13 protein-coding genes are annotated in these 13,083 nt (G+C 65.0%); 7 read left to right on the top strand and 6 right to left on the bottom strand.

Annotation, left to right across the window (positions count from 1 at the left end):
- Positions 1–21 precede the first annotated feature (21 nt).
- Positions 22–951, top strand: a complete 930-nt coding sequence (locus ACTJK6_RS08360; RefSeq protein ID WP_440838701.1) for an arginase — start codon at positions 22–24, stop codon at positions 949–951.
- Positions 952–1,227: 276 nt separating this feature from the next.
- Here ACTJK6_RS08360 and ACTJK6_RS08365 read toward each other — a convergent pair whose 3' ends face one another.
- Together ACTJK6_RS08365 and ACTJK6_RS08370 are read right to left on the bottom strand one after the other, a co-directional pair.
- Complete coding sequence (locus tag ACTJK6_RS08365) at positions 1,228–1,626, bottom strand: dihydroneopterin aldolase (protein WP_045205029.1); 399 nt, start codon at positions 1,624–1,626, stop codon at positions 1,228–1,230.
- 19 nt (positions 1,627–1,645) lie between these two features.
- On the bottom strand, positions 1,646–2,464 hold the full coding sequence (locus ACTJK6_RS08370; RefSeq protein ID WP_260803798.1) for an SDR family oxidoreductase: 819 nt from the start codon (positions 2,462–2,464) through the stop codon (positions 1,646–1,648).
- 16 nt (positions 2,465–2,480) lie between these two features.
- On the opposite strand from ACTJK6_RS08370, the gene ACTJK6_RS08375 reads away from it, so the two are divergent.
- Positions 2,481–3,674 carry a class I SAM-dependent methyltransferase gene (locus tag ACTJK6_RS08375; protein WP_440815154.1) on the top strand — a complete coding sequence of 398 codons (1,194 nt, stop codon included), beginning with the start codon at positions 2,481–2,483 and terminating at the stop codon, positions 3,672–3,674.
- 4 nt (positions 3,675–3,678) lie between these two features.
- Here ACTJK6_RS08375 and ACTJK6_RS08380 read toward each other — a convergent pair whose 3' ends face one another.
- The gene (locus tag ACTJK6_RS08380; RefSeq protein WP_440838702.1) at positions 3,679–4,968 is read right to left on the bottom strand and encodes a muropeptide transporter; all 1,290 of its coding nucleotides are present in this window, start codon (positions 4,966–4,968) and stop codon (positions 3,679–3,681) included.
- 97 nt (positions 4,969–5,065) lie between these two features.
- On the opposite strand from ACTJK6_RS08380, the gene ACTJK6_RS08385 reads away from it, so the two are divergent.
- Complete coding sequence (locus tag ACTJK6_RS08385; RefSeq protein ID WP_440838703.1) at positions 5,066–6,010, top strand: M48 family metallopeptidase; 945 nt, start codon at positions 5,066–5,068, stop codon at positions 6,008–6,010.
- A gap of 309 nt (positions 6,011–6,319) precedes the next feature.
- Positions 6,320–7,342 (top strand): hypothetical protein, encoded by a 1,023-nt coding sequence (locus ACTJK6_RS08390; RefSeq protein ID WP_414560030.1) that lies wholly within the window; start codon positions 6,320–6,322, stop codon positions 7,340–7,342.
- A gap of 15 nt (positions 7,343–7,357) precedes the next feature.
- Here the strand turns inward: ACTJK6_RS08390 and ACTJK6_RS08395 are convergent, their stop codons facing one another.
- Complete coding sequence (locus tag ACTJK6_RS08395; protein ID WP_414560028.1) at positions 7,358–8,275, bottom strand: EamA family transporter; 918 nt, start codon at positions 8,273–8,275, stop codon at positions 7,358–7,360.
- 207 nt (positions 8,276–8,482) lie between these two features.
- Here ACTJK6_RS08395 and ACTJK6_RS08400 point away from each other — a divergent pair, with 207 nt between their 5' ends.
- From ACTJK6_RS08400 to ACTJK6_RS08410, 3 genes are all read left to right on the top strand, one after another.
- A complete protein-coding gene (locus tag ACTJK6_RS08400; protein WP_373407668.1) occupies positions 8,483–8,953 on the top strand; it encodes a MarR family winged helix-turn-helix transcriptional regulator in 471 nt (156 codons plus the stop codon).
- A gap of 139 nt (positions 8,954–9,092) precedes the next feature.
- Entirely contained in the window at positions 9,093–9,848 is a 756-nt protein-coding gene (locus ACTJK6_RS08405; protein ID WP_316870242.1) for a YdcF family protein, read from the top strand.
- A 318-nt stretch (positions 9,849–10,166) separates the two neighbouring features.
- Positions 10,167–11,075 carry a prohibitin family protein gene (locus tag ACTJK6_RS08410; protein ID WP_322017128.1) on the top strand — a complete coding sequence of 303 codons (909 nt, stop codon included), beginning with the start codon at positions 10,167–10,169 and terminating at the stop codon, positions 11,073–11,075.
- A gap of 61 nt (positions 11,076–11,136) precedes the next feature.
- Here ACTJK6_RS08410 and argC read toward each other — a convergent pair whose 3' ends face one another.
- Together argC and ACTJK6_RS08420 are read right to left on the bottom strand one after the other, a co-directional pair.
- Entirely contained in the window at positions 11,137–12,150 is a 1,014-nt protein-coding gene (gene argC / locus ACTJK6_RS08415; protein ID WP_343620870.1) for an N-acetyl-gamma-glutamyl-phosphate reductase, read from the bottom strand.
- A 127-nt stretch (positions 12,151–12,277) separates the two neighbouring features.
- On the bottom strand, positions 12,278–13,063 hold the full coding sequence (locus ACTJK6_RS08420; protein WP_232041663.1) for an exodeoxyribonuclease III: 786 nt from the start codon (positions 13,061–13,063) through the stop codon (positions 12,278–12,280).
- Positions 13,064–13,083 lie beyond the last annotated feature (20 nt).

Raw genomic sequence — 13,083 nt, forward strand, 5'->3', positions numbered from 1 at the left:
AGAACTCGCAAGGGGAGTGACATGACCATCATCGATCTGATCGGCGCGGCCATCGGCTGCGGCGCGCAAGACGACGGCTGCAAGGACGGCCCGCGTGCGCTGCTCGAAGCCGGCGCTCTGGCGCGGTTGCAGACGCCGGACACGCACGCTGCGCTCGTGCACGACATCGAACTGGCGACGTCGGCCGGGCACAGCCGCTCGGCGCGCCTGGCGGCGCTCCCGGGCGTTGCGGGTTTCTCGCGCGCGCTTGGCGATGCGACAGCGCACAGCGTGCACCAGGGGCATGTGCCCGTGGTGATCGGCGGCGACCACTCGTGCGCCATCGGCACGTGGTCCGGCGTGGCCAACGCCTTGCGACCGAAGGGTCCGCTCGGCCTGATCTGGATCGACGCCCACCTCGACAGCCACACACCGCAGACCAGCGATTCCGGCGCCATCCACGGCATGCCGCTGGCGGCGCTGCTCGGCCACGGCGCCGCGGCCCTCACGCAAATCCGAGATGCCGCGCCAAAGCTGTTGCCTGAACACGTCGTGGTGATCGGCGCGCGCAGCTATGAACCGGCCGAACGCGCGTTGCTGGATCTGCTCGGCGTGCGCGTCATCGACGCCGCCGAAGTGGCACGCAACGGCCTGCGCGCCGTCATGGCCGACGCCATCCGGCAGGTCAAATCGGGCACTGCGGCCTTTGGCGTGACACTCGATCTCGACGCCTTCGACCCCGCCGTCGCACCCGGCGTCGGCACACCCGAAACGGACGGCCTCACCGCTTACGGCATGGCCCAGGCGCTCGCGGCCTGCGCACGCGATGCACGTTTCGCCGCATTCGAACTGGTGGAATACAACCCGCGCCACGACAAGGGCGGGATCACAGCGCGTCTGGCCCTGGACCTGCTGGCCAGCGTAGCGGGCGCGTTGCACGCCCAGCGCCGCGAATACGCGACGGCGGCTTAAGCCGCCAAACCCCAGGCACCAACGCCCGCACACCAACGGCCTGGCCGTTGATGCCCTAGATGGCGCCTTGAATTTCTGTTGCAGGGAGGAAAAAGGAAGGGAAACTGTCTGAGCGCAGCGAGTTTTTCCCTTCCCCTCTCTGCGACATAAATTCAAGGGGAAGTCGCCATCTCGGGCGCGCCTTTCTTTGCTTACTTTCTTTGGCAAGACAAAGAAAGTGAGTCAGCCCCGGCAGGGGATGAAACAAGGGGCGAACCACCAACAAAGAACAGCCGCTTACGCCTGATCCTTAATCCGAAACACCTCCACCCCCACCGACTCACAATCCGGATACACATCCGGCTTCTCCGTCGACACCCGCGCAGCCAGCACATGCGGGTGCTTGAGCATCGCAGTCAGCACGTCATCGCACAGCGTCTCCTGCAGATGGATATGGCCTTGCGCCATGCGGCGCGCCACGGTCTCGCGCATGAAGTCGTAATCCACCACTTCGTGCAGCTTGTCTTCCGTGGGAGACGAATGCTCCAGCGGCACGTACAGCTCGATGTTGATCAGGACGCGCTGCTCGCCCTTCTTCTCGAATTCGTGCACGCCGATGTTGATCTGCACTTCGTAGTTGCGCAGGAACATGCGGCGGCAGTGCGACAGGCGCGGGTGGGATAGCAGGGAAAGCATGGGGCGTCCGGGGGAAGAATTATTCAGTGAGGAACATCACGTCGCGGGCCAGCGGCATCAGGTGCTGGCCTCCGTCGACGAACAGCGTAGTGCCGGTCACGGCGCGGGCGGTGGCGAGGTAGCAGACCGCATCGGCGATGTCTTCCGGCGTGGACGACTGGCCCAGCGGCGTCATCTGGTGCGCGCGCGCAAATCCGCCTTGCGACTGGTCGCCCGACACCATCGTGATGCCCGGCGCCACGCCCACCACGCGCAACGCCGGTGCCAGCGCTTGCGCCAGCTGCATCGTGGCCGTCGACAGCGCCGCCTTCGACAGCGTGTACGAGAGGAAATCCGGGTTCAGATTGTCGAGCTTCTGGTCGAGCAGATTGATGACGACGCCGTGGCCCTGGGCGCCATCGGCCGTCAGCGCACGGTGCAGCTCGCGCGACAGCAGCAGCGGCGCCGCCACGTTGGTGCGCATGTGCGTATCGAGCGACGCGTAGCTGAAGCTGGTCGCCACGTCGTACTGGAACAGCGACGCGTTGTTGACCAGGCAAGTGGGCGTACCCAGTGCAGCGATGCAATCGGCAATCAGGCGTCCGGCGGCGGCTTCGTCCGACAGGTCGGCCTGCAGCACGGCGGCGCGGCGGCCGATGGCGACGATCTCGGCGGCCACGGCGTCGGCCTCGGCACGCGAGCGGTGGCAATGCACGGCCACGTCCCAGCCGTGCCGGGCCAGCGCCAGGGCAATGACGCGCCCCACGCGGCGGCCTGCGCCCGTGACGAGGGCGATGCGCCGCTGTGCAGCGGATTCTGCGGCCGATTCCGCAGTGGACTGGTTGGGCGTCTGCGCCATTGTTTACAATTCGCCGATGAGCAAAACCGTGAGTCTACCGCTTCCCAACGAGGCGGCGCAGGCGCAGTCCGCGCACCTGTTCGCCGTGATCGCCGACGCCATTGCGGCCGCCGGCGGCTGGCTTCCATTCGACCGCTACATGGAACTGGCGCTCTACGCGCCCGGCCTGGGCTATTACAGCGGCGGCGCGGCCAAATTCGGCCGCCGCGTGGAAGACGGCGGCGACTTCATCACCGCGCCTGAACTGACACCGTTCTTCGGCCGCACCGTGGCGCACCAGATCGCGCAGGTGCTGCAGACATTGCCCGAAGGCCAGCGCCACGTGCTGGAATTTGGCGCCGGCACCGGCAAGCTGGCCGCCGATATCCTCACCGAACTCGATGCGCTGGGCGCGCGGCCCGACAGCTATGGCATCGTCGAGCTCTCTGGCGAGCTTCGCCAGCGCCAGCAGGAACGCCTGAACGCGCTGGGCCCCGAGCTGGGGGCCCTCGCGCAGTGGCATGACACGTTGCCCGCGCCGTTGACTGGCGTGATGATCGGCAATGAAGTGCTTGATGCGATGCCCGTGTCGCTGTGGGCGCGGCGCGCCGGCGTGTGGCACCAGCGCGGCGTGGTGCTCGATGCCGACAACGGCCTGCAATGGGAAGACCGGCTCGTTGATCCGTCGGAAGTGCCTGCCAAGCTGGCTGCCCTGCCCGGCACGGATGATCTCGTCACCGAATCGCACGAAGCCGCCGAAGGCTTCATCCGCAGCGCCGGCGCGGCACTCGAGCGCGGTCTGCTGCTGCTGATCGACTACGGTTTCCCGGCCGCCGAGTACTACCACGCGCACCGCGCCAACGGCACGCTCATGTGCCACTACCGGCAGCACGCGCACGACGATCCGTTCTGGCTGCCCGGCCTGCAGGACATCACCGCGCACGTCGATTTTTCAGGGATTGCCCAAGCGGGGCAGGAAGCCGGGTTGGAACTGCTCGGCTATACGAGCCAGGCGCGCTTTCTGCTGAGCGCCGGCGTCGGCGAGCTGCTGATGACGCTTGATCCGTCCGACCCGATGCAGTTTCTGCCGGCGGCCAACGCCGTGCAGAAGCTGCTGTCGGAAGCGGAAATGGGCGAACTGTTCAAGGCCATTGCGCTGGGCAAAGGCATCGATGCGGCACTGCCGCTGGCCGGTTTTACGGATGCCGACCGCTCGAACCGCTTGGGTTAGTCGATCAGGCTGACGCGGCCTTGGCCGCTTGGGCTTCCAAGGCGCGTTCGTTCTGCTCGGCCTCATAGCGGCCGATCGTGCTGCGCATCCACCACAACAGGACCAGGCCGGGGAAGGCAAACGCCACGGTCATCAGATAGAACGCAGGCCATCCATAGGCTTCAACAAGGTAGCCCGAGGTTGGTCCGACGTACACGCGGCCGATGGAAGCCAGCGCTGACAGCAACGCATACTGCGTCGCCGAGAACGACCGGTTGCACAGCGCCATCAGCAAGGCCACAAAAGCCGCCGTGCCCATGCCGCCGCAGATGTTCTCGATGCCGATGGCCACCCCCATCGTCCACAGATGCTGCGGCGTCACGGCCAGCACCCAGTAGCCCAGGTTCGACACCGCCTGCAGCACGCCAAAGAGCAGCAGCGCGCGCACCAGCCCCAGCCGCACCATCAGCGTGCCGCCATACAGCGCGCCCACGATGGTGGCCGCCAGGCCGAGCGTCTTGTTGACGATGCCGACCTCGCCGGCGGAAAAGCCCACGCCGCGGATGAGGAAGGTAGTCGACAGGCTGCCCGCAAACGCATCGCCCAGCTTGTAGAGCACGATCAGCGCCAGCAGCGCCCACGCGCCGCGGCGCGAGAAAAAGTCCCGCAGCGGCCCGACCACCGCTTCCTGCAGGCTGCGCGGCGGGCGCGCCGACACCTCAGGCTCCGGCGACCACAGTGTCGTAATGATGCCCAACGCCATGAGCCCCGCCATCAGCAGGTACATGTTGCTCCAGCCCATGACGCGATCGGCCAGATACAGCGCCAGGCCGCCCGACACCAGCATCGCCAGCCGGTAGCCGAGCACCTTCACGGCCGCGCCGACACCGCGCTCGCTCGAATGCAGCACATCGGTGCTGTAGGCATCGAAGACGATGTCCTGCGACGCGGACAAAAACGCCACCAGCACGGCCAGCCCCGCCAGCGCCCAGAGCGCGGCGTGCGGCGGCGTGAAGGCCATGGCGGCAATCGACGCCACCAGCCCGGCCTGCGTCAGGACCAGCCAGCCGCGACGGCGGCCCATGAGGGGCGGCGTGAAGCGGTCCATCAGCGGCGCCCAGAGGAACTTGAAGATGTACGCCTGCCCCACCAGCGAGAACAGTCCGATGGTGCGGATATCGAGCCCTTCCACCGTCATCCACGCCTGCAGCGTGCCCGAGGTGAGCGCCAGCGGCAGGCCGGAGGCAAAGCCCAGCAGCAACATCGCGCCGATGCGGCGGTTTCGGAAAATATCGAGGTAATCGTGGAAGGTCATGCGGCGGGCCGGTGGGGAAGGCGAATGCGGGTTGCCACGTAGCGTGGCGCGGTGCGTTGGCCGATATTATGTCGCACGGATTCGGCCCCTTACCCATATGCCCCGCGCCACACGCTCCCTGCTGACCGCTATCGGCCTCGCGCTCTCTGCGTGGGCAACCGCCATGGATGGCCCGCTGCCCGTGCCGGCCGACGGCGTAAAGCTGGAAGCGCCGACCACCACGTCGCCCAACATCCGCCTCGTCATTCCCGCTGAAGAAATCGACAAGCGCGCACTGGCCGAATACCAAGGGATCATCGACAACGCGGCCCACGAAGGCGCGCTCGCGCCCGACAACGTGCCCGACTTGATCCGCATTCGCGGCATCGTCCGGCGGCTCACACCGCAGGCGCCGCGCTGGAACCCCGACGCCGCGCACTGGCAGTGGGAGGTCAACCTGATCGGCTCGTCGCAGGTGAATGCGTTCTGCATGCCCGGCGGCAAGATCGCCGTGTTTTCGGGGCTGCTCGAACAGTTCAAGCTGACGGACGACGAACTCGCCATGGCGCTCGGCCACGAGATCGCCCATGCGCTGCGCGAGCACGCCCGCGCCCGCGCCGGCCAGCGCGAGATCACCAACCTTGGCGCCAACGTCATCTCGCAATTGTTCGGCTTCGGCAACCGGGGCGATACCGACCTGGGCGAAGGCGCCAAGATGCACCTGCTGGCCTTCTCGCGTGCGGAGGAAACCGAGGCCGACCTGGTCGGCATGGACATCGCCTCGCGCGCCGGCTACGACCCCCGCGCCGCGCTCACCCTGTGGCAGAAAATGGGCTCGATTGGCGGGACGGAGCAAAAGCAGTTTCTGTCGACACATCCATCGGGACGCACGCGCATGGCCGTGCTGTCGCGCCATTTGCCCGAAACGCTCACGCTATTTGCCGACGCGCGCCATATGACGATGGCGAAGCTGCCGGAATATCGGTCGAACATGCAATATCTGGGCGCCGCGCCTGTTGATAATGGCGATGAGGCGCCGATGCGGCCAATGGTGCGGCGGTAAATAATCATCAACGTATTACCGCGCGTCAGCTTCGATAAGCCGTCCGATTGCATAGCGATGCGCTCGAGAGACACATTGGTAGCCGTTCTTGCGCACAGCATGCTCTGCTCAGGCGCATATCCCCTCGATTTGCAGCGCGTTTTGCTTTCGCAATCGCCTTAATCACCAGCACGCCCACCAGTTAGTGGGGAGTCACCCCGCACTAAGCAAATCCTAAGAAAACAAATTCGCGCCGCTTGTACGCTGCGCCGGCAGATTTTCTGCGCACAAATCTCCACAAAAATCACAGCAACAGGGATACGTACAAAAATGAAGGCATGGGGCAAGGGATTTACAGGAATTGCACTGGCATGCGCGCTAAGCGCCTGCGGTGGCGGCGGCGATAGCGGCGACGGCGGTGTTGCTGACCCGAACAGCTTTTCGGTCAGCGCAACCGTTGGCGGCACCAAGGTGCAAACGTTTAGCGCAAGCAGCGGCCAAACTGCGACGCTGACGGTCAAGTCTGGGCAGGACCTGCGTCTGGACAGCAGCACCGACGTCAATTGGAAGTCCGGCGATGCGACGAGCAATACCGAGGTGTCCGTCAAGGGTGCCAGCACACAAAGCTGGACCGCCGGCCTGAAGAGCCCGCCGGGCGGCACGTTCACGGTGACCGTGACGTCGGCCAAGGACGCGAGCAAGTCGGCCAAGGTGACGGTGACGGTGACGCCGCATGAGTACACGGCAGGAACGCCCAAAGTGGGACGCGTCATCACCCAAACGGAGACAAACTCGCGCCTGAACGGCACGACGGATGTGCATGAGCGAGCCAGCACCACCGTCAATGTTGATACCACCGCAGGCGTGACCTCCACCACTTCGACCCTGGATGGTGCGGCCGATGAGAGCTATACGTCTGACCTTGATGCCAACCGCCTGTCGCGCACCTACCAAAACGGCAACGTCTGCCGCTACACCCCCAAGCGCCCGCTGGTGAACTTCCCGCTGTTCGTGGGCAAAACATGGTCCGCCTCATGGCAATACGGGTGTGTGGCCGGCTACCAGGAACAATCCAGCATCACGTCGACCGTAGAAGCCTACGAACCGTTGGTCACGCCCATGGGCACGCTCAATACATTGCGCATCCACCACGTGATTGCGACGACCAACTCCAACGACAGCCAATTGCAAGGCGGCTCGACCGGAACGGCGGCCTATGACCTGGACGAACGTTGCTGGTGGGATGTCGATGGGCAACGTACCGTCAAGTGCGAGATCAGCTACGCGTACAAGGGCACGGCGCCGACTACCTACCTGAAGAGCTTCTCGTACGTCACGAAGTCGGTCCAGTAAGCACCGCGAGCAGCTTCACCGCTCAACCAGCCCCGCAGCCTTTGCCGGCCTCGCGGGGCTTGTTGTTTGTGCGGCCGCCTTCGCCCGCCGCGACAACGCCATCCCCGCCACCGTCGCGCCCAGGATCAGCACTGCCCCGGCCGTCTGCATCGGGCTGAACCATTCGCCCAAGACCAGCGCACCGAGCACCGTCGCCGTCAGCGGGCTGAGCAGCGAAAGGAATGTCACGTCCGCGCCGAGCACGCCGATGCCGCGCACCCACAGCCAGTAGCCCAACGCCGTGCCGATGACGATGAGGTACGCAAAGCCCACCGCGTTACGCGCCGTGAGCGCGGGCGGCAGACCTTCCACGAACAACGCCACGGGCAGCAGTACCAGCCCGCCGAGCGCGAGTTGCCATGCCGCAACGGCCAGCGGCGTACCGATACGGCCCCAGCGTTCGATGAGCACGGTACCGATCGCCATCGAGAACGCAGCAGCCAGCGCCGCCGCCACGCCGATTGCATCCAGCTTGGCCGCCGGGCCGAGAATCAGCAGCCCCACACCCACCGACCCCGCCAGCGCTGCCGCCAGTTGCGCCGGGCGCGGCTTGCGAGCGAGCAACGGCCACGCGAGCAGCGCGACCACAAGCGGTTGCGCCGACATGATCGTCGCCGCCACGCCGCCCGGCAGGCGCTGCGCCGCCACAAACAACAGCGCGAAGAACACGCCGATGTTCGCCAGCCCGAGAAAAAGCAGCGGCAACAGCTTGTTTCGCGGTGGCAGGCCAGGGCCCAGCAGCATCAGCAGCACGCCAGCCGGCAGCGCACGCAGCGCGCCGACCAGCAACGGGTGGCTGACAGGGAGCGTCTGCGTAAAGACGAGATACGTGGTGCCCCACAGCATGGGCGCCAAGGCTGTGGCCAACATCGCAGCCAGACGGTTAAACGGCATAAGAAATCTCCACGTAACGTAATTTGATGTCGAAATAATTGCCTGCAAAAAGAGCTGGAAATACGCAAGCCGTACGCAGGCCGATTGCTGGAGGCCCGCAAACCCGGTACGATTTTTAAAATTCGACATCAAGTAGTTTGATGTCGAAATACTAGGATGGGGTGTTCGATGGGTCAAGGCAATTCAGCGCCGGCACAAGGCGGGCCGATGGACGGCATTCTCGCGCAGTGGCGTCGCGAGCGTCCGGACATCGACCCGAGCCCGATGGCGGTCTGCGGTGAAATCTGGCGCGCGGGCGAACGTCTGCGGCAGGCGGTCGTCGCCAACGTGGCCGAGGCAGAGCTCGACATGGCCGGATTTGACGTGCTGCTCACCCTGCGCCGCAATGGCCGCGAAGAGGCGCTGTCGCCATCAGCCCTGGCCAAGGACATGATGTTGTCGACTTCGGCCATGACCAATCGGCTTGACCGGCTGGAAACTCGCGGCCTCATTGTCCGCAGGACCGATCCCGAGGACCGGCGCGGCCTGCAGATCGCCCTCACCGATGCAGGCTTTGAACTGATTGACGGGCTCGTTGCCTCCCACGTCGAAACGGAGGAGCGCATGCTTGCGGCGCTGGGCCCGGCCGAGCGGTCGATGTTGCGTGCGTTGCTGGGGAAGATTGGCGCGGCGGAGTGACAGGCACATCCGATTGCTGCCTTCAGCCAATCCGCAGCCAGCCGCAACAACCCCGTAAGCAGACGGGTCGCGCAACCGTTCATTCCTCTTTACGATGCCTCCTCACGTATGCGCATAGCGCGCCAACCTGGAGGAACGTGTGAGCTTGACCATCCTGTGTGTGCTGGTGATCGTGGCAGCGGTGTGTGCAGCCCGCGGCCGACGTCGGGCTGCGCGCGGGCTGGCGGTGTTCTCGGGTGTGCTGGTGATGGCGATCGGCTGCGGGCCGGTGCCGGCGTGGCTGCTCGATTCGCTGGAAAAGCCGTTCGAGAACGAGCCGCACATCCAATGGGGCGCGCGCAACGCCATCGTGCTGCTGGGCGCGGGTACGTTCCGCGTGGGCGATGCAGTAGAGCCGGGGCTGTTCTCTTACCCGCGCATGGTGGAAGCCGCGCAGTTGTACCAGGCCTGCCGCAAGGCCGACGGCGATTGCAAGATCCTGGTCAGCGGTGGCGATGCCCGTCACCACGGCGAGTCGGAAGCCACGGTCTACGGCCGCGAACTCGTCGCCCTCGGCGTCGACAAGGCCGACGTGCTGATGGAGCCCAAGAGCATGAACACGTGGCAGAACGCGCAGTTCTCGCGCACGGTGCTTGCGCAATACGCGGCGGATCGCACGGTGCTCGTCTCGTCGGCCATCCATCTTCGGCGCAGCCTGCTGTATTTCACCCACTTCGGCATGGCGCCGGTGCCCGTGCGCGCCGACGATCTGCAAGCCGCGGCATCGCCCTTGCCGATGGCGTACAACTTTGCGCTGACGGATTTCGCGCTGCACGAGTGGATCGGCATCGCGCGGTATCACGTGTACAACGCCTTGGGCTGGAACCCCGCGCGCATCAACCCCGGCGACGCCTGATTCGGCGTCAGAACGCCAGCGCCGCCCGCGCATTCGAAGCCGCGCTCTAGTGCTTCCGGAGGGGCGCAAAAATCGGGCGCCCGCCTATACTTTGTGCATCGCAACATCCGGGCATCGCAATGCGCCACCTCGGCCGTATTGAAGCTCACCGCCTCATCATCATTGGCAAGCGCGCTTGCCACCACCCGCCCACCGGGCGCGGCCATCCCTGACGGGAATCGCTGACGATTCCTGCGCCAGCAAGCGGGCCGCTGCGTAAGCAGCGCCCGCCCCGCCAGCCACACCTCAGAAGCAAACCAACAAGCAAGGGGAACCCTCATGCCTCAAGTCACGGCAAGCAAGCTGCCGGTCAAACTGCTCGCGCTCGTCTTTGGCGCCATTGCGGCGCTGGCCATCGGGCGGACTTTCCTGCTGAACTGGCAAATCATTCCGCCCGGCTACACGGGCATCAAGATCAACCGGCTCGTCGATCGCGGCATCACGCATGAAAACGTCGTCACCGGGTTCGTGTTCTACAACCCCGTGCAGACGGCGATCATCCAGTACCCGACGTATGTGCAGCGCGTGATCTGGACGCAAGACGTGAATGAAGGCCGCGCGCTCAACGAAGAGTTGACGTTCAACACCAAGGACGCCGTGCCCGTGAATGTGGACGTGGCTGTTTCGTACCAGCTCGATCGTGAGAAAGTGCCGGCGTTCTACACCAACTTCCGCGCCGATCGCATCGAGACGTTCACGCACGGCTACCTGCGCGACACCGCGCGCAACGTGATCGTCGCCATCGGCTCCGAATACAACTTTGATGACGTGAACGGCGGCAAGAAGGAAGAATTCGTCGCGCGGCTGACCAACGAGCTGGACGCGCGGCTTGCACCGCTGGGCGTGTCGATCAAGCAGTTCGGCATCGTCGGCTCGCTGCGCCCGCCGCGCTCGTTGCTCGATGCGGTGAGCGCCAAGACCAAGGCCATCCAGGACGCGATCCGCACCGAGAACGAAGTGCGCTCCGCCCAGGCCGAGGCCAAGAAGAAAGTGGCGATTGCCGAAGGCGAAGCTGCGGCCAACCATGCGCTCGCCTCGTCGCTGGATGACCGTCTGCTGGCGTGGGAGCGCCTGAAGCTCGAGCGAGCCGCCATCGAGAAGTGGAACGGCGTGACGCCGAGCGTGATGGCGGGCGGCAACGGCGGCGGCATGTTGTTCAACATCCCGGCCGGCGCGCAAAGCAGGTAAGTCGCACCACCAAAGAAAAACGCGCCCGAAGGCGCGTTTTTCGTTTCAGCTCAGCTGGCAATCAGCTCGCAAAACCCGGAGCCGCTTCGCGCACGGCGTGCTCGGCACCGGCTGCGGGAATCGGCGCTTCCACATGCAGGCTCGTCGCCTCATCCACGCCCAGGTGCACGTTCATGCATTGCACCGCCGCGCCGGCCGCGCCCTTGCCCAGGTTGTCCAGGCGCGCGGTGACGACCATGCGCTCGTCCGAGCCGAACACGAACAGGTCGGCACGGTTGGTGTCGTTGGCGCCCTGCACGTCGAAGAAGCCATTGTCGAGCGTCGCAACGTTGTCGGCCGGCGCCACGCGGATGAACTGCTCGCCCTGGTAGTAATCGGCCAGCACGCGAGCGATGTCCGTCGGGCTCACCTTGCGCGCCAGGTGCTGCGGGTGCAGGCCGATCGTCACGGCCAGGCCCTTGAGGAAGTTGCCGACCACCGGCGTGAAGATCGGCGCGAGGCTCAGCCGGCTCTGCACGCGCATCTCCGGCAGGTGCTTGTGCGCCAGCGCCAGCGCATACGGGCGCGGGCTGTCGAGCTTCGGGTTATTGGCTGCCAAGTAATCGGCAATCATCTGCTTGCCGCCGCCGCTGTAGCCGGTGAGCGAGAACGCGGTGACCGGGTAGTCGGCCGGCACGATGCCCGCATCCACCAGCGGGCGCATCAGCAGCACGAAGGCGCTGGCATGGCAGCCCGGCACAGCGATCCGCTTGGTGGTGCGCAGGCGCTCGCGCTGGCCCTGGGCCAGTTCCGGCAGGCCGTAGACCCAGTCGTCCGACGTGCGGAACGCGGTGCTGGCGTCGATGATGCAGGTGTTCGGGTTATTGACGAGCGACACGGCCTCGCGCGAGGCGACGTCCGGCAGGCACAGAAATGCGATATCGGCGGCATTCAGGAATTTGGCGCGCTCGGCGGAATCCTTGCGCTTGTCGTCGGCGATACGCAGCAGCTCGATATCGTCGCGCTGCGACAGATAGTCGAGCAGGCGAAGGCCGGTGGTGCCTTCCTGACCGTCGACGAAAACCTTGAATGCCATGGTGATCTCGCTAAAAAACTGGGGGCCAAAGACAACGCCGGCAAGCGGTGCCGGCGCGTGAGTTTTGCATTGTAGCGGCTGACGGAGAATTTTCTGCGGCAGCGCAATAAAGTGATTTACTTACCGCTTACCAATGCACTTTGGCGTCGTAATCGATCGTCAGCGGCGCGTGGTCGCTGAACTTGATGTCCTTGAAGATCGACGTACGGCGCGCTGTGGCGGCAATGCCCGGCGTGGCGATCTGGTAATCGATGCGCCACCCGACGTTCTTTGCGTATGCCTGACCGCGGTTGCTCCACCAGGTGTACTGCTCGGGGCGCTGATCAAGCGTGCGGAACACATCCACATAGCCGACCTCGTCGAACAGCTTGGTCAGCCACGCGCGCTCTTCGGGCAGGCAGCCGGAGTTCTTCTGGTTGCCCTTCCAGTTCTTGATGTCGATTTCCTTGTGGACGATGTTGACGTCGCCGCACAGCACGACCTCGCGGCCTTTTTCGTGGCGCAGGTCTTTGAGGTGCTCCATGAACAGGTCCATGAAGCGGAACTTGGCCTGCTGGCGCTCTTCACCGCTGGAGCCCGACGGCACGTAGACCGAGATGATCGACAGCTTGCCGTAGCGGGCTTCGACATAGCGGCCTTCGGCGTCGAATTCGCCGTTATCGAAACCGACGATGACTTCGTCCGGCTTGTGGCGCGTGTACAGGCCTGCGCCGCTGTAGCCTTTCTTCACCGCATGCTGGAACACGCCGTGGTAGCCGTGCGGCGCCAGGAATTCTGGCGTCATGTCGTCTTGCGCGCATTTCAGTTCCTGCACGCAGACGAAATCGGCGTCCTGCTTGCCCATCCATTCAAAAAAGCCTTTGCTGGCAGCGGAGCGAACGCCGTTGAGGTTGGCGGAAATGATGCGTAACATGGCGGGACTTTTTTGCAGAC

It is taken from the genome of Ralstonia sp. 22086, from assembly GCF_052045975.1.
Classification (GTDB): domain Bacteria; phylum Pseudomonadota; class Gammaproteobacteria; order Burkholderiales; family Burkholderiaceae; genus Ralstonia; species Ralstonia wenshanensis.

Coding starts and splice junctions, on each gene's coding strand:
- ACTJK6_RS08390 (WP_414560030.1), top strand. CDS start 6,320: ATGAAGGCATGGGGCAAGGGATTTACAGGAATTGCACTGGCATGCGCG.
- ACTJK6_RS08420 (WP_232041663.1), bottom strand. CDS start 13,063: ATGTTACGCATCATTTCCGCCAACCTCAACGGCGTTCGCTCCGCTGCC.
- ACTJK6_RS08410 (WP_322017128.1), top strand. CDS start 10,167: ATGCCTCAAGTCACGGCAAGCAAGCTGCCGGTCAAACTGCTCGCGCTC.
- ACTJK6_RS08360 (WP_440838701.1), top strand. CDS start 22: ATGACCATCATCGATCTGATCGGCGCGGCCATCGGCTGCGGCGCGCAA.
- argC (WP_343620870.1), bottom strand. CDS start 12,150: ATGGCATTCAAGGTTTTCGTCGACGGTCAGGAAGGCACCACCGGCCTT.
- ACTJK6_RS08375 (WP_440815154.1), top strand. CDS start 2,481: ATGAGCAAAACCGTGAGTCTACCGCTTCCCAACGAGGCGGCGCAGGCG.
- ACTJK6_RS08400 (WP_373407668.1), top strand. CDS start 8,483: ATGGACGGCATTCTCGCGCAGTGGCGTCGCGAGCGTCCGGACATCGAC.
- ACTJK6_RS08370 (WP_260803798.1), bottom strand. CDS start 2,464: ATGGCGCAGACGCCCAACCAGTCCACTGCGGAATCGGCCGCAGAATCC.
- ACTJK6_RS08385 (WP_440838703.1), top strand. CDS start 5,066: ATGCCCCGCGCCACACGCTCCCTGCTGACCGCTATCGGCCTCGCGCTC.
- ACTJK6_RS08365 (WP_045205029.1), bottom strand. CDS start 1,626: ATGCTTTCCCTGCTATCCCACCCGCGCCTGTCGCACTGCCGCCGCATG.
- ACTJK6_RS08395 (WP_414560028.1), bottom strand. CDS start 8,275: ATGCCGTTTAACCGTCTGGCTGCGATGTTGGCCACAGCCTTGGCGCCC.
- ACTJK6_RS08380 (WP_440838702.1), bottom strand. CDS start 4,968: ATGACCTTCCACGATTACCTCGATATTTTCCGAAACCGCCGCATCGGC.